A 20,822-nucleotide genomic window follows, 5' to 3' on the forward strand; every position below is an offset into this window, starting at 1 on the left:
AAGGTTTCTTGTCTCTTTATTATCGCGGAACTTTATACTCATCCACAACAGCTATTATCCCCAGAAAATCAACTTCTTCCACTAAAATCCGCTCCAACTTTACATGAATCTCTAATAATTAATTCAGGATCTACTAACAAAGATTTCGGTACCTTTCTCTCACTAATTAAATCATGCAACATAGTAGCAGCTAATTTCCCAATTTTTATTTGGTCTTGCTTCACTGTTGCAAGACTTGGGTCACTATACCGACATGCTTCAATATCATCACATCCGACAACTTTAATGTCTTTTGGTACAGATAATCCCGCTTCTTTAATAGCCCTCATAGCCCCTAAAGCCATCATATCTGATACTGCGAATACAGCGTCAGGTCGACTGTCTTCTTGTAATATTTCTTTCATTTTCTCGTAACCACTTTCTTCAAAATAGTTACCATATTTAATCCAATTATCGTCCACATCCATCCCGAACTCTTTCATTGATTGAACGAATGACTCCCTTCGCTCATTAGAAACCTGTGATTTTTCTTGACCAGCGAGAAATGCCACTTTTCGAATGCCATGTAAATAGAAATATTCTACTACTTGTTTTGAAACCTTTTTATTATCTGTCATAACATAACTAGACTGCTCACCAGATAATTCTAAATCGACTCCAACAGTAGGAATGTTACTCTCATCCAGCTTAGTGATAGAGTCTCCAATATCTTCTCCAGCAATAATTAAGCAACCATCTAATTGATAATGGCTAGCTCGAGCAATATAATCAACTTCGCCTATATTAATAGCTTGATTAGAAAAAACAAGAATATCATAACCTAATAGTCCAATTGTATTTTTGAAGGAGTTAATAACATGGTTAAAAAAAGGATGATTAAATTCCACATTTAATTCCCCAGCATAGATAAGACCAATCATATTCGACTTTTTTGTTGTTAATGTTTTAGCCGAAAAACTTGGCTGATAACCAGTTTCTTCGATTATTCTTTTGACCTTTTGAATTGTATTTGGACTAATTCTTCCTGTCTGATTAATTACCTTAGACACCGTAGCAGGTGATACCCCAGCCATTTTTGCAATTTCCCGAATAGTCAACTTCATAATATACTCCCTCAATTTGTTATCATCAATATAAGCGTTTCCTAATCTAGTTTTAGCTTTTTTTATCCCTATTTGTCAAACTATAATGCTTGATAACTATCTTAGATCAATTTGCAGGATATCTTATATTTAACAGGATACAATTTATAATTGGTATCTTATGAAGTATCATCAGTTGCTTGAACGAATTCATCTTGCTTTTAATACTTAAACTGCCTGATTAATTCGTTTAATTCTTCTGCTATTTTGGAAAGTTCTTTAGCATTATTAGCGATTTCCTCCATTGAATAATATGTCTGCTGAGACGAAGCAGACGTTTGTTCCATACCTGCAGCAGCCGCTTCCGAAACAGTAGCAATTTCCGTGACAGCTACACTCATTTCTTGACTGTTCGTTGACATTGTTGCAATATTTCCTGTGACAGTATTAAAATTAGCTGCCATTTGTTTCATCGCCTGATTTATTTCTGCAAAAGTTTCCCCTGTGTTTTTCATCTGCTTTGTTCCTTTTTTGACTTCTTCATAACCACCTAATAACGATTTTGACACATTTGTAGACTCTTGCTGAATATCATCAACTATGCTTGTAATATCTGATACTGAAACAGATACCTGTTCTGCCAGCTTTCTTACTTCCTCTGCTACCACTGCAAACCCGCGGCCATGTTCGCCTGCTCTTGCTGCTTCAATTGAGGCATTTAGTGCTAATAAATTGGTTTGTTCTGCCATATTTTTTATCACAGAAATTAATTTAGTTATCTCTTTAGATTTTGTATCTAAACCAAGCACTTTTTTCACTGATTCGTTGACTACTTGATCAATGAGATTCATTTGATGGATGGATTCTTTCATCAATTGTACGCCTTTTTCTGTAATTGCAAGTACATCGTTAGAAGAGTTATTAATGTACTGACTGCTTGCACTTATTTCTTGTAATTTACTAATAAATGATTCCATAGAAGAAGATAGAGCATTAGTATTGTTTACTTGTGTTTCAGCACCTGATGATAATTCTTGCATAATCGCTGAAACTTGTTGAGACCCTGCTTTAACTTCAAATGAAGATTGAGTTAGTACTTCACTTCTACCACTAACATTATGAGATACCCTAGATATTTGCTTAATAATTAATCTTAACCTATTACTCATCGTGTTTATTGCAAAGGCGAGTCGACCTATTTCATCTTTCCCTTCATCATTAATTGTATCCACTTCAAGATTTCCATTCGCTATACCGTTACTTACTTCCACTAATTTATTTAATTTACGAGAGATAACACGACTAATATAAAATACGAGGAGACTACCTCCCACAATGGATATGATCATGGAAACAAGTAATACAACAAAAGTCGATTGTTGATTTTCTTTGGTTTTTGAAACAGATACTGCTCGTTCTTCATTTATTTTTTTCTTGATTTCTTCCAATATAAAAAGCGACTCATTACGTAAATTCCTAATTTGCGTGGATAAGCTTTCTGTGTTTGTTTGATTATCTGCAACTTTTTCTTCTAAAATGTCAATTAAAAATAAGTCATTTATTTTTTCATCATTTGTTAATACACTTTGTAATAACTCTCTTTGCTCATTTGTTTCTAAAGATTTTTCAAGTTTTTTACTTAATGTATCAAATTGTTGTTGTTGTTTTTCATACTGATCGATAAATTGTTGATGGCCATCCTGGACAAAATTCACCACACTTATACCTTTCGATTGTATGATGGAACCCAATTCCGTGATTTCTATTGCTTTGTCCCCTCTACTTTCTAAATTTGAAATATCTTCTTCCGTTTTATTCATTAGCGTTAAAACAATTACAGTAGAAATACCAAACAAAATAAATACGAAACATAATGCCAGTCCATATTTCTTTCCAATATTCATATTTTTTAGAGTATGTTGGCGAACATTTAATTTCTTAATTATAGAAATAAACCCATTAAACATGTGAGGACCCTCTTTTCTAATAAAATGAGAACTTCATTTACCCACACCAAAACTTTTTCCCTTATGAATGAATCATTTAATTTCAGCGTATTAGGGGCGCTTATACCGTCATGCAATAGAATGAGAACAGATACAAGATCATAACACCGCTCAGTGTGATGATACGTATATTCTTTTTTAAGTAAAGAATTAATACTATAACCCTCCCCTATGAAAATAGACTGTCAAAGCACTTAATTGACAGTCTACTAAAGGTAATTGTAGATTTCATCATCCATTTTCTACATGCTCCCCTTAATCGTACGACTAGATAAATTATGAAAGAGATGATAAATCGAAAATGCAAGTACACTTCCTATAATCGTTAGAAATATTGGAGCAAGATATGTGATAAATAATGATCCGGCTATTATTACTATGATAAGAAATGTATGAAGGTAGTAACCAATGGACATAAACAATGCATTTTTTATCGAATATAGAATAGATAATTCCTGATGGACTAATACGAAAAAAATGTAAATTGTCATAAAAACATATAGAATAGAGGAAAAAATCAACAAAATGAACACAACTATTTCCCCTGTAAAATCTATCTGTAAAACGATTGACATATCAAAATAAATGATAGATCCAGCAATTGACCACATTAGCCCTATTAAAAAGCTTTTTTTGAAGTTGGCCCTAAAAAGAGAGAAGAATAGACGAACAACACCTACATTCGTCCCTTCCACATGCCACTTACGTACAACTCCAAATAACGCTGTGGTAGCTGGAAAGATAGTCAAAATTGGAATACAACAGATGACCCATAAGGCATTTAACAATACAAAATGAGCAAAAATATCGAGTATTTTAAAGAACATGTTTTCTGATTTATTCATAGCATCACCTTCATGATGGAATAGTTATCTCTGTACCAATAGTACAAGATTCTCTAATGATAAGTTGTGGATCGACTAATATAGAAAATGAATCTGCATTACCAGATATTAAATCATGTAACATATATGCCGCTAATTTCCCCATTTTCACTCTATCTTGTTTCACTGTTGCAAGCGGCGGATTACTATAACGTGTCGCTTCAATATCATCACAACCAATTAATTTAATTTCTTCTGGTACAAGAATTCCTTCTTCTTTTAATGCCTTTAGCGCACCAAATGCCATCATATCTGAAGCAGCATAAACTACCTGTGGATAAGGGGAAGAGGCTAATATTCGCTTCATTGCTTGATAACCGCTCTCCTCAAAGTAGTCACCATACTGAATCCAATTCGGTCGCTTAACCATACCAAATAGATCGAGATAATGAAGAAATGCGTTTTTTCTAATGTTAGAAACAATGGAATCACTTGGTCCACCAATGAATGCAACTTCTTTAATCGAATGGAGATAAAGATATTCAACTACTTTTGAGGAAACTTTATGATTATCTGTTGATACATAACTAGATTTAGGTCCTTTAAGTTCGATATCAATTCCTACACACGGAATATCACTTTCATCCAATTCCTGCAAAGGTGGTTCTAATTCTTCCCCTGAAATAATTACACAGCCATCTAATTGAAAATATTGGCACTTAGCGATGTAATCTTCCTTTGTATTACTGAAGTTTTCTCTAGAAAAAACAAGCATATCATAACCTAGTTCTCCTATAGTTACCTTAAAGGAATTAACTATTTCATTAAAGAAAGGGTGACTAAATTCCACATGAAAAATTAAACCGATAAGGTTGGATTTTTTCGTTGCCAGAGACTTGGCAGAAAAGCTAGGACGGTAACCTGTCTCTACTATTATTTTATCTACTTTTTTAGCTGTCTCCGCGCTAATACTCCCAGTTTTATTAATTACTTTTGATACTGTACCAGGTGATACACCTGCCATTTTCGCTACATCTTTGATAGTCAGCCTCATGAACATCCCTCTATTAAATTAAGTTTCAACTTTTCACTGCACCCTCTGTTAAACTTTGAATAAATAATCTGTTAAGCAATAAGAAGACAATAATTAACGGTACAGTTGCCCAAAACGTTCCAGACAAGATCATACCATTATCTCGTACATAATTATCAATTAATCCACGTAATGCTACCTGAATCGTAAAAGAAGATTCCTCGCGTAATACGATTAGTGGCCACAAGAAATCATTCCAGATATACATAAACTTGATAATCGCTAATGTAGCAAATGCTGGGATGATGACAGGTACAGCTATATTCCAGTATATTCTAAAATTAGAACAGCCATCGACTTTCGCAGCATCTACAAGTTCATTAGGCACATTACTACTTATATATTGCCTCATCCAGAATATACCAAAGGCATCTATTAGACCAGGTATAATAATTGCCTTCAAATCATTTAACCAATCTAATTTGGAAATGATGATATATTGTGGGATTAAACCAAGTTGTGGAGGAATCATCATCGTAATAAGAATAGCAAAGAATAGAAAGTTTTTTCCTTTAAATTCAAATTTAGCAAATGCAAAACCTGCAAGTGAACACAAGAATAGCACACCAAGTGTTGCGACAACAGAGACAATTAAGGAATTCCCAATTGCCCCCCAGAAATCAATTGTATTAATTACGTTCGTAAAATTAGTAACTAATTCGGAACCCGGAATAAACGCTGGTGGGACACTATTAATTGCACTATTATGGTTTGTAGCCATTACAAACATCCAATACAACGGGAAGATGGATAAAAAGGAAGCAATGACAAGTAGTGCATACACAAACAACTTCGAAATTGAAACCTTATTAGATACTGTTTTTTCACTCATTTGCTAACCCTCCTTATCGCCCAATCCGATTTGCAACAAATACGTTAATTGACGATAAAATTATGATAATAATGAACAAGATAATTGCAGCTGCTGAAGCAGGACCAAATGATAGATTTGTAAATGCTTCACGATATAAGTATAGAACAACTGTAATACCTTCTTCTCTAAAAGATCTCCCAATATAAATTAATGGCTCTGTGAAAAGTTGCAATGCTCCAATTGTGGAAGTAAAGACAGTTAATATAATAATCGGCCGTAACATCGGGATTGTAATATACTGTATTTTCTGACGAATTGTAGCACCGTCAATCTGAGCTGCTTCATACAATTCATTTGGTATAGCTTGTAGACCAGCAAGATAAATGATTGTATTATAACCAACCCAACGCCAGAATACCATCGTTGAGATAGCGATCTTCACACCCCACCAAGATGTATTCCAACTAATTGGATCAACCCCAAACCATCCTAAAATAACATTAATTAAGCCAAAATCCTGACTGTTGAACATGATACCAAATACGATAGCAACAGCCACTGTCGATGTTACATACGGCATAAAAATAGCCACTCTGAAAAAACTTTTCATCTTAATCAATGCGGCATTTAATGCATATGCTAGAATAATACCAAAGAGTAATTGCGGTATCGTACCTAAAACCCACATTATTAAAGTATTACTTAGAGAAGTCCAAAATATCTCATCTGATAATACCCATTTGAAATTTTGCAGGCCAACGAACTCCATCTCACCTAGACCATTCCACTTTTGAAAACCTAAGTAAAAACTAAAAATAATCGGGAATAGACCGAAGATAGCAAATAACACAAAAAATGGTGATATATATATATAACCTGAAATAGCTTCTTTAGTTCTCTCACTTAAGGATGATCTTTTAGCAGTCTTTAATGTTGTTTCTGTTTTAGCCATAACATTTTCTCCTTTCATTGGTATCAAACGGTCTACGATAATCCATAGACCGTTTGAACCTCATCCTTATTGTCTCTCTAATTGTGAAGTAATACGTTCGATTGCTGCATCCCATTCTGCTTGTGGGTCCGCACCATCTACCGCCACATTGACAAGTGCTGTGGATATCTCCGTATCAACGATTGCATAATTCACACCCATGTATACTGTTTTCACCGATTTTGCCGCTTCAGCAAAAATCTGCGCAGTTGGGGCACCATTGAAATATTCATCTGTTGTTGCTAAAAATTCTTCATTCTCATATACATCTGGTGTAGATGGGAACAATCCAGCAATTTCAAATGATCTTAATTGTTGTTCAGGAGCTGTTAACCATGAAATAAAGTCATATGCTTCCTGTGGATACTCAGATTCTTTTGGAACTGTTAAGAAAGAACCTCCCCAGTTACCTGCCCCTTCAGGAATTGATGCAATATCCCAATTACCTGACGCATCAGGTGCATTTCCTTTCACATTGGCAACCATCCAACCAGGAGCACCTGGCATCGTAGCATACGTGCCTTCCGCCATCGCAGTACCCCACTCTGGAGTCCAAAGTTCATTTTGACCAATTAAGTCTTCTTCAATCATCTTAGTAGTAAAATCATAAGCTTCTTTTACAGTGTCTTCCATAATTAATTCATCATCTTCATTAAAATATTGCAGGTCTTGTTGATCTCTTATTGCGTTATAAACTAGCTGAGGCGTATCTGTCATATATTTACCTGTTTCTTCTTTTACCTTTTTAGCTGCTTCATAATATGCCTCCCATGTATCGATTTCAGCAGCAAGCTCTTCGCGATCCGTAGGAAGTCCTGCTGCTTCGATGACATCTATACGGTAGAACATGGTGGTTGGTCCAATATCTGTTGGCAGACCGATTTGAAATTCTCCATCTACAGTTTGAGCTTGTGCCCATTTCCAATCAAGGAAGTTTTCAGCAACATCTTCAGCCCCATAATCATTTAAATTATGAAATTGATCCTTAGCTTGCAAAAATTTCTCCACTTGGCTGACTTCTATTTGTGCAATATCAGGTGCGCCACTCCCAGCTGAAATTGACGTAAATAAATTATTGTGCATATCATTCATTTCACCTTCATTAATGGTGATTTTTACGTTAGGATTCTCCTCCATGTACTCATCAACCAACTCCTGATAACCTGTGCTTCCAAACACCCAGAAGTCTAAATTTACTGTATCACCATCACTCTTACCACCACTCGCTTTATCACCGTCATCACTACAAGCAGCTAAAAATAAAGCTACAAGAGAAAATACTATTACGATTAACCATTTTTTCATCATCATTAACCCCCGTGTTTTTAAAGTTATAACGCGATTACTTTCCAGCCATTCACATTATGATGCGAACTAACATTTACGCCTTTGGGAAAGCGGTTTCCCTTTCCAAATAAAAAAATAAACGAATATTTGCGCTGCAGCGTGTTGAATCCGCTTTCTAGCTACAGTATAGTATGAAATGTTCATAAAATCAAGTCATTTTTTGCAAAATATTCTGTAATCATAAACAAATAGAGAAAACGGTTTATCACTTTGTTAAACTAATAATGTATCGATCACTGCAATAAATTCTTTATAATTAGTTATTTAAAAAGAGGTTTCCTGGGTCGCAAATCTTAAAACTAGCCTTATTTATTTCATCCCCGACCTCGTTTATTGTCAGTGTTAGATATGTAAAACAGATTAGTAATAATACAATTATTGTTAGGGTAAGTGACAAGCAAACCGTTGACATACCGATGAATCGTAAATTTATAGATAGTGCTAGAAAGCAAATTTTGATGAAGTTAAGAGATTTAACGTAATGAGTTATTGATATTATTAATCACAAGGCCCTGTTAAATGTTAATGTTTATTTTCTGAACTGTTGATTGGAGCGGAAATCAACAATCTTCTTTAACAGAGCATGGACCCAAGATAATCAGTATATCGTGAGTATACTTTTACTCAATGTATATGAGAATGAAGAGGAAGAATAGGAAAGGCTGTTCGGCTGCACTTCTAAAAGGAGATAGTTAACATAAAAAAACTATATTGCCCAATTGGAAGGCCATATACTGCGATAAAGTTCAGCAAAGGAGGCAATGGAATAAATAAAAGAAGCCTCTCAAAAGTTCAGTGAACTCATGAGAAGCCTCCGTTAAAAACCTCTATGTTAGCAAAATGTTAGCATTTCACTCTCTTCTTACTTAAAAACCCACTCATATCAAGGGTTTGGACGGGCAGTCCAGCTACAAGGGCTAGTCGCTTGCGTCATAAGCAGTTCACCTCCAATGGACCAAAGATCAGGTCATCTACGGCGCTCTGCTTATGCGTGTCGCGACTGGCGAGCCCTTTCCGCTTTCTAATATTACATCATGCCGCCCATTCCGCCCATGCCACCCATATCAGGCATGCCTGCACCGCCTGCATTTTCTTCAGGAATGTCTGCTACTACTGCTTCAGTAGTTAAGAACATTGCTGATACAGATGCTGCGTTTTGAAGTGCGGAACGAGTTACTTTTGTTGGGTCAACGATACCAGCCTCGATCATGTTTACCCATTCACCAGTTGCTGCGTTGAAACCAATGCCAACTTCTTCGTTTTTCAAGCGTTCAACGATGATTGAACCTTCAAGTCCAGCGTTTTCTGCGATTTGACGTACTGGAGCTTCTAATGCACGAAGTACGATATTTACACCAGTTGCTTCATCACCTTCTAGGCTTAGTTCAGCAACTTGATTGTATACGTTAAGAAGTGCTGTACCACCACCGGATACGATCCCTTCTTGAACCGCTGCACGAGTGGAGTTCAATGCATCTTCAATACGTAATTTACGTTCTTTTAATTCTGTTTCGGTTGCAGCACCAACTTTTACTACTGCTACACCGCCAGAAAGTTTTGCAAGACGCTCTTGTAATTTTTCTTTATCAAATTCTGAAGTAGTTTCTTCTACTTGTGCACGGATCTGTGCTACACGAGCAGAGATATTTTCTGGGTTACCAGAACCTTCAACGATAGTTGTGTTTTCTTTTGTTACAACAACTTTAGAAGCACGGCCTAATTGCTCGACTGTTGCGTTTTTAAGATCTAAACCAAGATCTTCAGTGATTACTTCAGCACCAGTTAATGTAGCGATATCTTCTAACATTGCCTTACGACGGTCACCGAATCCAGGAGCTTTTACAGCAACTGCATTGAACGTACCACGTAATTTGTTCACAACTAATGTAGCAAGTGCTTCACCTTCTACATCTTCAGCAATTAGTAGAAGTGGCTTACCTTGTTGTACTACTTGCTCAAGTACTGGTAATACTTCCTGAATGTTGTTGATTTTCTTATCAGTAATTAAGATATATGGATCATCAAGAACTGCTTCCATTTTATCCTGGTCTGTTACCATGTATGGAGAAGCATATCCACGGTCAAATTGCATACCTTCTACAACTTCAAGCTCAGTAGAGAATCCTTTAGACTCTTCAATTGTGATAACACCATCGTTACCAACACGTTCCATAGCTTCAGCGATTAATTGACCAACTTCTTCGTCAGCTGAAGAGATTGCTGCAACTTGTGCAATAGACTCTTTGCTTTCAATTGGTTTAGAAACTTTGCGAAGCTCTTCTGTTGCCACTTCAACCGCTTTTTCGATACCGCGGCGAACACCTACAGGATTTGCACCAGAAGCTACGTTTTTCAAACCTTCCTGGATCATTGCCTGTGCTAATACTGTCGCAGTTGTTGTACCGTCCCCTGCAACGTCATTTGTTTGAGATGCTACTTCAGAAACTAATTGTGCACCCATGTTTTCAAACTTATCTTCAAGTTCAATTTCTTTTGCAATCGTAACACCATCATTTGTAATTAATGGTGAACCGTATTTTTTATCTAATACTACGTTACGGCCTTTTGGTCCTAACGTTACTTTAACAGCATTCGCTAATGTATCCACCCCGCGAAGCATGGAACGACGAGCATCTTCACTAAATTTAATTTCTTTTGCCATTATAGAAAACCTCCTTGGAAAAATTATGTTATGTTATTTATTTAAATGTACTTCGAATAACAGTTAGCCTACAATCGCTAAGATGTCATTTTCACGAAGAATTAAGTATTCTTTACCTTCATATTTTACTTCTGTACCAGCAAATTTAGAGTAAATAACTGTTTCGCCCTCTTTTACTTCAAGTGCAACTTTTTCACCGTTTTCTGTTACACGGCCACTACCAACAGCAACTACTTTACCCTCCTGTGGTTTTTCTTTCGCAGAATCAGGAAGAACAATTCCACTCGCTGTTTTTTCTTCTTGCTCTACAACCTCAATAATGACACGATCACCTAATGGTTTAAGCATTGATAATAAACCTCCTTGATATCTACAATTAAATTTTTGTCGTTTGTTAGCACTCACATCAAGGGAGTGCTAACACAATTATTATAATAATGAATCCTCTTTTTTTTTGCAAGTATAATGTACATAAATTCAGAAAAAAATTTCTGTACAAACATCCTGCTCTTATATTAATAGTCTTACTATTTCAAATTCATTCTTTTTTTATGGTAAAATACGTATCATGTAAAGAAAAATAAATAAAGGGAGTCGTTTTACTTTGCCAAAAAAGTATCTATATGTCATTGCCACATATGTACTGATGCAACTTTCCAGTTACTTAGTTATTCCGCTAGAAGCAATGTTAGATATGGATCCGCTAATCCTAACCGTATCATGGAGTATTCTCACATTTGTCGCTGCTTTAGTAGTATCTTGTTATTTACTTAGAGATGAGATCCGCAGTTTCTTTCAATCAGATGATAAACAAATTGGACAAATTATTCTCTGGTCTGTCCTCGGGTTTATCCTGGTAATTATTGCACAAAGTGTTGCAGGTCTTATTGAGCGTTATGTATTTGGAATAACTACCTCATCAGAGAATACACAAATACTTATGGAAGTTGCCAGACAATTACCAATATTTATTATTATTATCTCCATATTGGGGCCAATACTGGAAGAGCTTGTATTTAGAAAAGCAATCTTTGGTACACTTAATAAGCGCTTGAATTTCTTTATTGCTGCTGTAATATCAGGATTTCTCTTTGCTATCTTGCACATGGACTTTGATCATCTGCTAACATATATTTTAGCTGGGATGGTCTTCGCATTCGTTTATGTTGAGACAAATCGAATTATTGTGCCAATAATTGTTCATATGTCAATGAATACAATGGCAGTAATTATGCAATTTTCTATCGATCCTGAAGAATTGCAGCGAATGCTTGAAGAAGTTCAGTTGATTTTATTTGGAGGCTTTTAAAAATGAGAATTTCACCACTTGCTTCTGCTGTCTTTTACTTTGCATTGGGAGCATTGTTTACCTATATTGCCATTCAGTCAGTAGAAGGTACTGTTTTTAACTTTATTACGATCCTGCTGGCATTCTTTGCAACAATAGACTTTGTTGTAGGAATACGTTTAATAAACCTTCATTTTCGTATTAAAAAAGTAAAAAACCAGAAAAAAAATAAGAAGTGACTGCTCTTCATGCAGCACTTCTTTCTTTTTTATTCATCCTCTAAAGGATAATGTTTCATAAAATAGACCAGTGATTGAAGCTCTACTGCCAGATCTATATGGTGAACTCTTACATCATTCGGTACTGTAATTCGGGCAGGAGTAAAATTCAGGATTCCCTTTACACCTGCCTGGACAAGCCGATCTGCCATAGGCTGAGCTTCAGAGACAGGTACTGTTAAAATGGCAACTTGTATATCGCCAACATGTTCTTCCAGATCATCAACATGGTATACATGGATGTTACCGATTTTTTTGCCAACCTTTGAAGGGTCTGCATCAAATGCTACTTCAATCTTTGTATTATTATTTTTAGTGAAATTATAATTCAGGAATGCTGTCCCTAAGTTACCAACCCCGATTAATACAACTGGTGTATTCTCATCCTGATCTAGTGTTTTCCGAAAAAATCCGAGCAAATAATCGACATTATAACCGTACCCTTTTTTGCCTAATGCGCCAAAATAAGAGAAATCCCTTCTTATTGTTGCCGAGTCCACTTTCATCGCATTACTCAGTTCCTTGGAAGATACGCGGTCTTTCCCCTGGATATGTAAATTATTCAAAAAACGATAATATAAAGGTAAGCGCTTTGCTGTAGCTTGAGGTATTTTATTATAATTTGCCATTATTTAATCCCCTTACTCTACTACTTAAATTTGTGAATGTTTGTACTTACTTATTATTTTAACAGAAAAGTAAACAAAAGTCGTGAAATATTTCACTATCCTGGTTTGATTAGGTAAAGCATTCATTGTATACCGGATTAACTGATTTAGACTACTTGAGATTGGCCCACAGTTAAGATACACTTACATCAATGAGGTGAACCAAGCATGATTTATTTACAAGTGAACAATTTAACAAAAAGATATGGTGCTGAACTAATCTTATCTAATATTAAACTAGAAATAAAGCAACATGACCGTATCGCCATTGTCGGACGAAATGGTGCAGGTAAATCTACTCTCTTAAACATCATTTCCGGCCAATTAAGCTATGATGATGGGGAGATCCATAAACCAAAAGATGTGACAATGGGGTACCTTGCTCAACATACCGGACTGGATTCTACGGAAACCATTTGGGATGAAATGCTTAAAATATTTGACCATTTTATTAAGGAAGAAAAGAACCTGCGTCAGTTGGAACAAAAAATGGGTGACCCGGATCTGCTGCAGGACCAGGAAAAATACGAACAATTATTATCTAATTATGATCAAAAACAGGAGGCCTTTAAAACAGCTGGCGGTTATCAGTATGAAGCAGAAATCAAAGCAGTATTAAACGGGCTTGATTTCCCTGAATCTATGTGGCAAACTTCCATAGCAACACTTAGCGGGGGTCAAAAAACAAGACTGGCACTAGGAAAGCTATTATTAACAAAACCCGATGTGCTTATCCTGGATGAGCCAACAAACCACTTAGATATTCAGACACTGACATGGCTGGAGAACTATATAAACAATTATAATGGGGCAGTTGTCATCGTATCCCACGACCGCTATTTCCTTGATAAAACAATTAATATTGTCTATGAAATATCCCGCCATGAATCAACCAAATATCATGGCAACTATAGTAAATATCTTGACCAGAAAGCAGCAAACTATGAACGAGAATTGAAACAATATGAAAAACAGCAAACGGAAATTAAGCGGATGGAAGATTTCATTCAGAAGAATCTTGTCAGAGCATCTACAACAAAACGGGCACAGAGCAGACGCAAGCAATTAGAGAAAATGGAAGTGATGGATAAACCGCTTGGTGATGAGGGTTCCGCAAGATTTTCTTTTTCCATTGAACGAAGAAGCGGTAATGATGTATTAAAAATTAATGACCTTGCCTTTCGTTATGAGTCATCAGATCCTTTTATTTTTTCTAACCTGAATATTAATCTATCACGTGGTGAGAGTATGGCATTGGTTGGTCCAAATGGTGTCGGGAAATCTACTTTACTTAAAAATATAATCGGACAATTAGATCCTGCCAAAGGCACTATACAGCTCGGTGCAAATGTTCAGATTGGTTATTATGACCAGGAACAGACATTGCTTCATGATAAAAAGACCGTTCTTAATGAGTTATGGGACGAGTACCCTTTAATGAACGAAAAAGATATACGAACAGTATTAGGTAACTTTTTATTCAGTGGGGATGATGTATTACGTCCTGTCTCTGCATTAAGTGGTGGAGAAAAAGCACGGCTGGCTCTTGCAAAACTGATGATGGAAAAAGCTAACTTCCTGCTGCTTGATGAGCCAACTAACCACCTGGACCTGGACAGCAAAGAGATTTTAGAAGCTGCACTTATTGACTATCCCGGTACTATTCTCTTTGTATCCCATGACCGGTATTTCATTAACAAGCTGGCAACACAAGTACTGGAAATGCAGGCTAATCAGACAACCGTATATCTTGGAGATTATGATTACTACTTGGAAAAGAAACAAGAGGAAGCCCAAATTAAAGAGCTCCAGATCGATCAGAGTGTAAAAGAAACCAAACAGCAGACGAAATCAGACTTCGAGAAAGAAAAAGAACTGAAAAAGGCTGAACGCAAAAAGCAGCGCAGAATTGAAGAAATTGAATTAAGGGTAGAACAATTAGAGGAAGAACTCTCAGAGATTGAAGAATTATTGTGTGCCCCTGACATCTATCAGGATCATGAAAAATCACTTGAACTGACAGAGAAAAGTGATCAAATCAAATCAACTACTGAAAAGCTGATGGAAGAATGGGAAAAGCTTCACGAAGATTAAACAAAATGGCGAGTTGCCCTTTGGGACTCGCTATTTTTTATCCACAGGTATATGAGAAATATTCTCTTGTTATACCAGGTTATCCATATACTTATCCACATTATCCACAGAATAGCCATGTTTTATCCACAAAGCACACAGCATATTAACATTGATTTTTCGGTCATCCCAATAGTTACTCACATAGCTGTTGATAAGTTGTTGATTACGAGTTGATAAGTTAAGTAGGTTAATTAACTATGGATAAGTTCCCGCCCCCAGATCTATGACGACAAACTTCTTTGTATTTTTACTCGTTAAAATACTGATCTAAAGATTCATTTCCCATGAGAATAAAAAGAGGTTACTCATCACAAAGATAAAGTAACCTTTTTTAAAGTTATTTTTTTCTGCGAGCATATCTTTCTAAATCAAGGCCTGGATTTGCATTAAGGTCCCATGTAGCCCGATGTCCCTGATTAAAGGCAATGGAGCCGGCTGCTGCTATCATTGCAGCATTATCTGTACATAAGGAGATTGGAGGAAACATTAATTCCGTCGCTTCACCCTTGAATTTCGCTTCCATCGCATTTCTAAGTCCCTTATTAGCAGCAACACCGCCTGCAACAATGACTTGCTTAACACCATATTGGTTTGCGGCCCGGTATGTTTTTTCCACTAATACCTCTACAACACTTGCCTGGAAACTAGCAGCAATTTCTTCGTTCTTGTATTCCTGTCCGCGCTGTTTGGCATTGTGTAATGTATTAATTACTGCAGACTTTAAACCGCTAAAGCTAAAGTCATAAGAACCATCTTCTAACCATGCTCTCGGAAAATCAATGACTGGTTCCCCATTCTGAGCTAACTGGTCTATCTTTGGCCCGCCTGGATATGGTAGCTTAAGCGTCCTTGCAACTTTATCATACGCTTCTCCGGCAGCATCGTCGCGAGTTTCGCCAATAATATTAAAGTCACCATGCTCTTCCATTAATATAAGTTCAGTATGCCCACCTGACACGACTAATGCGAGCAGCGGAAATTCAAATTCCTTCACAAGCCTGTTGGCATAAATGTGGCCTGCAATATGGTGTACCCCAACTAAAGGCTTGTTATGAGCAAAGGCTAATGCCTTCGCAGCATTCACTCCCACTAGCAATGCCCCAACAAGTCCAGGTCCTTCGGTTACTGCAACGGCATCGATATCCTCCATTTTTAAACCTGCTTTTTCAAAAGTTTCTTCAAGCACAAGCGTAATTTGTTCAACATGATGCCTTGAGGCAATTTCCGGAACGACTCCGCCAAACCGTTTATGACTCTCTATTTGGGAAGCAACCACATTTGAAGCAATTTCACGGCCATCTTTTATAATAGCAGCTGCTGTTTCATCACAGCTTGTCTCAATTCCTAAAATATATTCACTCATAAATTCACCCACAATACTAATGCGTCTTCCTGATTGTCTGTATAATAGTTTTTTCTTATACCACCAGGTAACAGCCCAAATTTCTTATACATTCTTTGTGCAACTAAATTTGATACACGCACTTCCAATGACAAACGTTTTACACCGTTGGCAACTGCGTAATTCAATACATATTGAAAAAGACCTTCACCATAGTGGTTTCCGCGATATGCCGGGTCTATTGCGATATTGGTAATTTGCGCTTCATCTAGAATCATCCAGGAACCACAGAAACCGACAATCTCATCACCAACTACGGCTACAAAATAACGAGCAAAGTTATTTGTTTGCATTTCTTCATAATAAATATCTTTTGGCCAAGGCTTCGGAAAAGAAAGAAGGTCAATCTCATATACTCGATCAATATCAGCTTCCGTCATTTGGCGGAATTCTACTTTATTCATCTTTTTTTCGTTCCTGTTCTTTTAGCCAATTTGCTTCTGCTTCTACCATTCTTAAGTAATTTGGAGTAATCTCATGGCTAATTTCCGGAGCTCTTTCTTCTGCTAGTGCTGCGAGTATAGAAGGTCTGGGATAATGTAAAGCATTTACTTTTGGAAAGACAGCCTTTTCTCCTAATATGGAGATAATAAGAGACCGGTGTAATTCAAGATCCTGACTTAAAAATACGATCTTTTCATCAAGTTCACTTAATTGGATCAACCAGGATTCAAAAGAAATGTTTTGTTCCTCTTTCACTACTGCTAAACTTTCACCTATTACCTCATACAGCCCTGTGTAAACTAATCCGCGCCTCGCATCAAAAAATGGACAGATATATTTCACAGCACCTTGTCCATTGTATGCAAGAAGTTCTAAACTAGAGATTGTTACAATAGGAATATTCAATGACCAGGCCATCGTTTTGGCAGTAGATAACCCTATCCTTACACCCGTATAGGATCCGGGGCCTTTTGCCACAACAATTCGGTCAAGATCGGCTGGCAATGTATCTGTTTCTTTCATAAGATGGTCAATTGCAGGCATTAGTCCGACTGAATGATTTCTTTTCATATTTGTAATATGCTCTGCCTTCAGTTGTCCATCTTTTGATATAGCTACACCCATTACCTGATTGGATGTATCAATTGCTAATATATTCATCTGTATAACTCCTTACAAATAAACTCATAATGCTCTCCCTTTGGAGTCATTGTAATTTCTCTAGTATATTCATCTTTTCTTCTTATTTCAATAGCTAACCGCTCGGCTGGCAAAAAATCTTCAATAAATGACGCCCATTCAATTACAGTAACTCCATCACCGTCAAAATATTCATTAAAGCCGATATCCTCATCACTTTCTTCCAGGCGATAAACATCCATATGATAAAGAGGGATCTCACCCATATATTCTTTCACAATAGTAAAAGTAGGGCTATTGATCGTTCTCCTGACACCCAGTCCTGTACCAAGTCCTTTTACAAAGGTGGTTTTGCCTGCACCCAAGTTTCCTTCCAATGTGAGTACATCACTGGGTTTGACTAATAGTGCCAGCTTTTCAGCCAGTTTTTTTGTTTCTTCATCTGTTTGTGTTTGAAAAACATATTGCTCCATTTTATGATCACCCTTTTAGATGAGTATATCCGGACCTTTCCAGTTTCCTGTACTGATTTTCATGATAAATCCAGGCAGATCCATTTTTCTCTTTTATATCCTTTACTTCACCAATCTTTGTGATAGATGTCTTAGTTCGTTCAGCAGCTTTCTCTAGTATTTCCCAATCTGCGGCAGGTACCGTCCCTATAAGTTCAAAATCTTCCCCGCCCGATAATGACCAGTTATATTGCTGGTGTTTGGGAAACTTTCGTAAATCTTGATGAACCGGTATCTTTTCATAATCTAATTCCAACAGAAGTTGAGAGGCTTCGGCGATTTCGTTAGCCTCATTAGCAATACCGTCACTAACATCATTTAATGCCATACGTTTAATCTGTTGACATTCCTGGATAAAGGAAATTCTCGGCCATGGCATTTGGTGTCGATTAATAAAATATTTAAATTCGTCTTGCTCTTCTCTCTCGCCATGAAGTAACACGTATAGGCCACAAGCTGAATCACCTAACGTACCAGTAACAAATATATAATCACCAGGTTTAGCGTCACCTCGATATCTTGCTTGGTCATTTTTAACACTGCCTATGACTGTAATCGATATAGTCAATTGGCTGCCAGATACCGTATCCCCGCCAATTAAATCCATTTGGAAGTGTGCGGCTAAATCATTCATACCACGGTAAATATCCCGGATTTTCTCCTCATCCCACCTTTTAGGGATAACAATAGAAACAAGATATGCAGTCACTTTCCCACCCATTGCAGCAATATCACTAATGTTTGCGGCTAACGCCCTGTAGCCGATATGATATGGTGAAGTTGTTTTTTCCGAAAAATGAACAGACTCCACCATTGTATCCATTGCAATGACTGTATCTGACTGCTGCTGTCGAATAATTGCCGCATCATCACCTATTCCTGTAATTATACTTGATTGGTGGTAATACTTCGGCGTAATAGATTGAATAAACTTAAATTCGTCCATAAAAACCCCTTTGAATGAATTAATCTTTATACATATCATAGCAAAAGTTCTAAGGTTTTTGAAAGATTAACTCCAAAATCAATTATACTGTGATAAGATATGGATATGTTTTATTACATAATCAGGAAGAGGAGGCTTGTTCCATATGACAAGGGTGATGGTTGTTGGAGCAGGTGGAAAACTCGGTAAGATAATATGTAACGAAGTATTAAGAAGCTGTACACCTGCTGAATTAATTGTTACCGATTATAAAAAATTGCGCGGCAAAGAGTTAATCCAATCTTTACCAGGGCAAGTTGAATTTCACCTGCTTGATATTTATAACAGAAAGAATGTGGAAGAAGTTATTCAAGATATTGATATTGTAATTGTTTGTGTGAAACAGGTACATCCACACGTTCAGGAAATATGTATTAGACGTCAGATTTTATGTATTGATGTGACACCATTTGGAAAACTCGTTGACTGTATATATGATCTGGAGCATAAAGCAAAAGCCAGAAAAGCATGTTCTATCGTCATGGCCGGTTTTATTCCAGGATTATCAGGAATGCTCGTTAAAAAAGCTATCATTCCTTTTGACGAGATAGATGAGGTAAATGTTAGTTTCCTGCAAAGCAGTAATGCAAATGCTGGAATAACTGGCGCAATAGATATGCTCCAATTAATTTCTCAGCCTGTTACCTATGGAACCAGAACTGTCCGAGGTTTTAAGGAAAAAGGGAAGGTGCCGCATACCCAAAACACTGTTCGACTGATTTCCCATCCAGAAAAAGACTATTTAGCAAATAAATTAGCTATTCCAGCAATAAATTACTGGACGGCCTGGAATGATAAACTGTTCAATCTGAAAGTTGCAGTGCTTCTGACAACAAACCTTCTACCATTACTAAAAAAACATCGCGCTCTCTTTGAAAAACAGATAAAGCATGACCCTTCTTTAAAAGAGGATGTTTCCATAACAGTAGAAGTTAGAGGAACTATCTCAAACCAGACGATAAAGAGAGGATATTGTCTAACAGCTTTTTCCGATTACGAGATGACGGCAATGGTCACAGTTGCGTTAGCTAAAATAATACATAACAAAAAAGTGAGCGGTGTTTACTTTCCATTTGAAGTTGCGGCTTTTGATGAGATTATAGCAGAGATATCACACGAAAGAGTCAATTTAGTAGAATTAACATAACATCTGGCGGCACATATATAATAATATACAAAAAAACCTTAAGTACATTTACTTAAGGATTGTTAGTCATATACTGGCGGTCCGGACGGGACTCGAACCCGCGACCTCCTGCGTGACAGGCAGGCATTCTAACCAACTGAACTACCGGACCATTAAATTTTTTGGCACTACTTTTATTATCTAACACTGATGTAAATCGACGTAATTAGATAATTGTTTTGGTTGCACTCAAAGTACTACTATCATTATCTACTGATGAAGTAAATCGACATAGTTAGATAATTGTTTTGGTTGCGGGGGCAGGATTTGAACCTACGACCTTCGGGTTATGAGCCCGACGAGCTACCAGACTGCTCCACCCCGCGATGATATGAATAAATATATACGCCTGGCAACGTCCTACTCTCGCAGGGGCAAAGCCCCAACTACCATGGGCGCTGGAGAGCTTAACTACTGTGTTCGGCATGGGAACAGGTGTGACCTCTCCGCTATCGTCACCAGACT

General features: G+C 36.9%; 19 protein-coding genes, 2 tRNA genes and 1 rRNA gene. 4 read left to right on the forward strand and 18 right to left on the reverse strand.

Translation table 11 applies throughout. The annotated features are described in order from the left end of the window. Positions 1 to 68: 68 nt before the first annotated feature. From BMW36_RS18885 to groES, 9 genes are all read right to left on the reverse strand, one after another. Positions 69 to 1,118 carry a LacI family DNA-binding transcriptional regulator gene (locus BMW36_RS18885; RefSeq protein WP_281243080.1) on the reverse strand — a complete coding sequence of 350 codons (1,050 nt, stop codon included), beginning with the start codon at positions 1,116 to 1,118 and terminating at the stop codon, positions 69 to 71. Between the two features lie 185 nt (positions 1,119 to 1,303). After that, complete coding sequence (locus BMW36_RS18890; protein ID WP_089744053.1) at positions 1,304 to 3,049, reverse strand: methyl-accepting chemotaxis protein; 1,746 nt, start codon at positions 3,047 to 3,049, stop codon at positions 1,304 to 1,306. A 281-nt stretch (positions 3,050 to 3,330) separates the two neighbouring features. After that, a complete protein-coding gene (locus BMW36_RS18895; protein WP_089744054.1) occupies positions 3,331 to 3,933 on the reverse strand; it encodes a YesL family protein in 603 nt (200 codons plus the stop codon). 10 nt (positions 3,934 to 3,943) lie between these two features. After that, on the reverse strand, positions 3,944 to 4,966 hold the full coding sequence (locus BMW36_RS18900) for a LacI family DNA-binding transcriptional regulator (RefSeq protein ID WP_089744056.1): 1,023 nt from the start codon (positions 4,964 to 4,966) through the stop codon (positions 3,944 to 3,946). Between the two features lie 25 nt (positions 4,967 to 4,991). Next, complete coding sequence (locus tag BMW36_RS18905; protein ID WP_089744057.1) at positions 4,992 to 5,837, reverse strand: carbohydrate ABC transporter permease; 846 nt, start codon at positions 5,835 to 5,837, stop codon at positions 4,992 to 4,994. A gap of 13 nt (positions 5,838 to 5,850) precedes the next feature. Next, the gene (locus BMW36_RS18910) at positions 5,851 to 6,771 is read right to left on the reverse strand and encodes a carbohydrate ABC transporter permease (RefSeq protein WP_089744059.1); all 921 of its coding nucleotides are present in this window, start codon (positions 6,769 to 6,771) and stop codon (positions 5,851 to 5,853) included. Between the two features lie 66 nt (positions 6,772 to 6,837). After that, entirely contained in the window at positions 6,838 to 8,115 is a 1,278-nt protein-coding gene (locus BMW36_RS18915; protein ID WP_175480524.1) for an ABC transporter substrate-binding protein, read from the reverse strand. Between the two features lie 1,069 nt (positions 8,116 to 9,184). Then, the gene (gene groL / locus BMW36_RS18925; protein WP_089744064.1) at positions 9,185 to 10,819 is read right to left on the reverse strand and encodes a chaperonin GroEL; all 1,635 of its coding nucleotides are present in this window, start codon (positions 10,817 to 10,819) and stop codon (positions 9,185 to 9,187) included. A gap of 63 nt (positions 10,820 to 10,882) precedes the next feature. After that, on the reverse strand, positions 10,883 to 11,167 hold the full coding sequence (groES, locus tag BMW36_RS18930) for a co-chaperone GroES (protein ID WP_089744066.1): 285 nt from the start codon (positions 11,165 to 11,167) through the stop codon (positions 10,883 to 10,885). A 256-nt stretch (positions 11,168 to 11,423) separates the two neighbouring features. Here groES and BMW36_RS18935 point away from each other — a divergent pair, with 256 nt between their 5' ends. Continuing rightward, positions 11,424 to 12,128 (forward strand): CPBP family intramembrane glutamic endopeptidase, encoded by a 705-nt coding sequence (locus tag BMW36_RS18935; RefSeq protein WP_089744068.1) that lies wholly within the window; start codon positions 11,424 to 11,426, stop codon positions 12,126 to 12,128. A gap of 2 nt (positions 12,129 to 12,130) precedes the next feature. Next, positions 12,131 to 12,346 (forward strand): DUF4305 domain-containing protein, encoded by a 216-nt coding sequence (locus BMW36_RS18940; protein WP_089744070.1) that lies wholly within the window; start codon positions 12,131 to 12,133, stop codon positions 12,344 to 12,346. A gap of 29 nt (positions 12,347 to 12,375) precedes the next feature. Here the strand turns inward: BMW36_RS18940 and BMW36_RS18945 are convergent, their stop codons facing one another. Continuing rightward, positions 12,376 to 13,014, reverse strand: coding sequence for a redox-sensing transcriptional repressor Rex (locus BMW36_RS18945; protein ID WP_089744072.1), 639 nt, complete (start codon positions 13,012 to 13,014; stop codon positions 12,376 to 12,378). A 207-nt stretch (positions 13,015 to 13,221) separates the two neighbouring features. Between BMW36_RS18945 and BMW36_RS18950 the strand changes: the two genes are divergently transcribed. Beyond that, positions 13,222 to 15,147 (forward strand): ABC-F family ATP-binding cassette domain-containing protein, encoded by a 1,926-nt coding sequence (locus tag BMW36_RS18950; RefSeq protein ID WP_089744074.1) that lies wholly within the window; start codon positions 13,222 to 13,224, stop codon positions 15,145 to 15,147. A gap of 379 nt (positions 15,148 to 15,526) precedes the next feature. Here BMW36_RS18950 and tsaD read toward each other — a convergent pair whose 3' ends face one another. Genes tsaD through thiL form a run of 5 tightly spaced genes read right to left on the reverse strand, consistent with a single transcriptional unit; the run spans position 15,527 to position 19,132 of the window. Then, the gene (gene tsaD / locus BMW36_RS18955) at positions 15,527 to 16,552 is read right to left on the reverse strand and encodes a tRNA (adenosine(37)-N6)-threonylcarbamoyltransferase complex transferase subunit TsaD (RefSeq protein ID WP_089744084.1); all 1,026 of its coding nucleotides are present in this window, start codon (positions 16,550 to 16,552) and stop codon (positions 15,527 to 15,529) included. Next, entirely contained in the window at positions 16,549 to 16,995 is a 447-nt protein-coding gene (gene rimI, locus BMW36_RS18960; RefSeq protein WP_175480525.1) for a ribosomal protein S18-alanine N-acetyltransferase, read from the reverse strand. The genes tsaD and rimI overlap by 4 nt, the downstream gene beginning before the upstream one ends. Then, positions 16,988 to 17,695 carry a tRNA (adenosine(37)-N6)-threonylcarbamoyltransferase complex dimerization subunit type 1 TsaB gene (gene tsaB / locus BMW36_RS18965; protein WP_089744076.1) on the reverse strand — a complete coding sequence of 236 codons (708 nt, stop codon included), beginning with the start codon at positions 17,693 to 17,695 and terminating at the stop codon, positions 16,988 to 16,990. Before tsaB ends, rimI begins: the two co-directional genes overlap by 8 nt. Beyond that, positions 17,692 to 18,147 (reverse strand): tRNA (adenosine(37)-N6)-threonylcarbamoyltransferase complex ATPase subunit type 1 TsaE, encoded by a 456-nt coding sequence (gene tsaE, locus BMW36_RS18970; RefSeq protein WP_089744078.1) that lies wholly within the window; start codon positions 18,145 to 18,147, stop codon positions 17,692 to 17,694. Before tsaE ends, tsaB begins: the two co-directional genes overlap by 4 nt. A 7-nt stretch (positions 18,148 to 18,154) precedes the next feature. Continuing rightward, complete coding sequence (gene thiL, locus BMW36_RS18975; RefSeq protein WP_089744079.1) at positions 18,155 to 19,132, reverse strand: thiamine-phosphate kinase; 978 nt, start codon at positions 19,130 to 19,132, stop codon at positions 18,155 to 18,157. A 145-nt stretch (positions 19,133 to 19,277) separates the two neighbouring features. Between thiL and BMW36_RS18980 the strand changes: the two genes are divergently transcribed. Then, positions 19,278 to 20,318, forward strand: coding sequence for a saccharopine dehydrogenase NADP-binding domain-containing protein (locus tag BMW36_RS18980; protein WP_089744081.1), 1,041 nt, complete (start codon positions 19,278 to 19,280; stop codon positions 20,316 to 20,318). A gap of 74 nt (positions 20,319 to 20,392) precedes the next feature. On the opposite strand, the gene BMW36_RS18985 is transcribed toward BMW36_RS18980, so the two are convergent. The 3 genes from BMW36_RS18985 to rrf all read right to left on the reverse strand — a co-directional run bounded on the left by BMW36_RS18985 (position 20,393) and on the right by rrf (position 20,820). Beyond that, positions 20,393 to 20,469, reverse strand: a tRNA-Asp gene (locus tag BMW36_RS18985). A gap of 137 nt (positions 20,470 to 20,606) precedes the next feature. Further along, positions 20,607 to 20,683: transfer RNA gene (locus BMW36_RS18990), tRNA-Met, on the reverse strand. A gap of 21 nt (positions 20,684 to 20,704) precedes the next feature. Further along, positions 20,705 to 20,820 (reverse strand): 5S ribosomal RNA (rrf, locus tag BMW36_RS18995). Positions 20,821 to 20,822 lie beyond the last annotated feature (2 nt).

The sequence above is a fragment of the Gracilibacillus ureilyticus genome (genome assembly GCF_900111195.1).
GTDB classification, from domain to species: Bacteria; Bacillota; Bacilli; order Bacillales; family Amphibacillaceae; genus Gracilibacillus; species Gracilibacillus ureilyticus.

Coding starts and splice junctions, on each gene's coding strand:
- BMW36_RS18890 (WP_089744053.1), bottom strand. CDS start 3,049: ATGTTTAATGGGTTTATTTCTATAATTAAGAAATTAAATGTTCGCCAA.
- BMW36_RS18895 (WP_089744054.1), bottom strand. CDS start 3,933: ATGAATAAATCAGAAAACATGTTCTTTAAAATACTCGATATTTTTGCT.
- BMW36_RS18900 (WP_089744056.1), bottom strand. CDS start 4,966: ATGAGGCTGACTATCAAAGATGTAGCGAAAATGGCAGGTGTATCACCT.
- BMW36_RS18905 (WP_089744057.1), bottom strand. CDS start 5,837: ATGAGTGAAAAAACAGTATCTAATAAGGTTTCAATTTCGAAGTTGTTT.
- BMW36_RS18910 (WP_089744059.1), bottom strand. CDS start 6,771: ATGGCTAAAACAGAAACAACATTAAAGACTGCTAAAAGATCATCCTTA.
- BMW36_RS18915 (WP_175480524.1), bottom strand. CDS start 8,115: ATGAAAAAATGGTTAATCGTAATAGTATTTTCTCTTGTAGCTTTATTT.
- groL (WP_089744064.1), bottom strand. CDS start 10,819: ATGGCAAAAGAAATTAAATTTAGTGAAGATGCTCGTCGTTCCATGCTT.
- groES (WP_089744066.1), bottom strand. CDS start 11,167: ATGCTTAAACCATTAGGTGATCGTGTCATTATTGAGGTTGTAGAGCAA.
- BMW36_RS18940 (WP_089744070.1), top strand. CDS start 12,131: ATGAGAATTTCACCACTTGCTTCTGCTGTCTTTTACTTTGCATTGGGA.
- BMW36_RS18945 (WP_089744072.1), bottom strand. CDS start 13,014: ATGGCAAATTATAATAAAATACCTCAAGCTACAGCAAAGCGCTTACCT.
- BMW36_RS18950 (WP_089744074.1), top strand. CDS start 13,222: ATGATTTATTTACAAGTGAACAATTTAACAAAAAGATATGGTGCTGAA.
- tsaD (WP_089744084.1), bottom strand. CDS start 16,552: ATGAGTGAATATATTTTAGGAATTGAGACAAGCTGTGATGAAACAGCA.
- rimI (WP_175480525.1), bottom strand. CDS start 16,995: ATGAATAAAGTAGAATTCCGCCAAATGACGGAAGCTGATATTGATCGA.
- tsaB (WP_089744076.1), bottom strand. CDS start 17,695: ATGAATATATTAGCAATTGATACATCCAATCAGGTAATGGGTGTAGCT.
- tsaE (WP_089744078.1), bottom strand. CDS start 18,147: ATGGAGCAATATGTTTTTCAAACACAAACAGATGAAGAAACAAAAAAA.
- thiL (WP_089744079.1), bottom strand. CDS start 19,132: ATGGACGAATTTAAGTTTATTCAATCTATTACGCCGAAGTATTACCAC.
- BMW36_RS18980 (WP_089744081.1), top strand. CDS start 19,278: ATGACAAGGGTGATGGTTGTTGGAGCAGGTGGAAAACTCGGTAAGATA.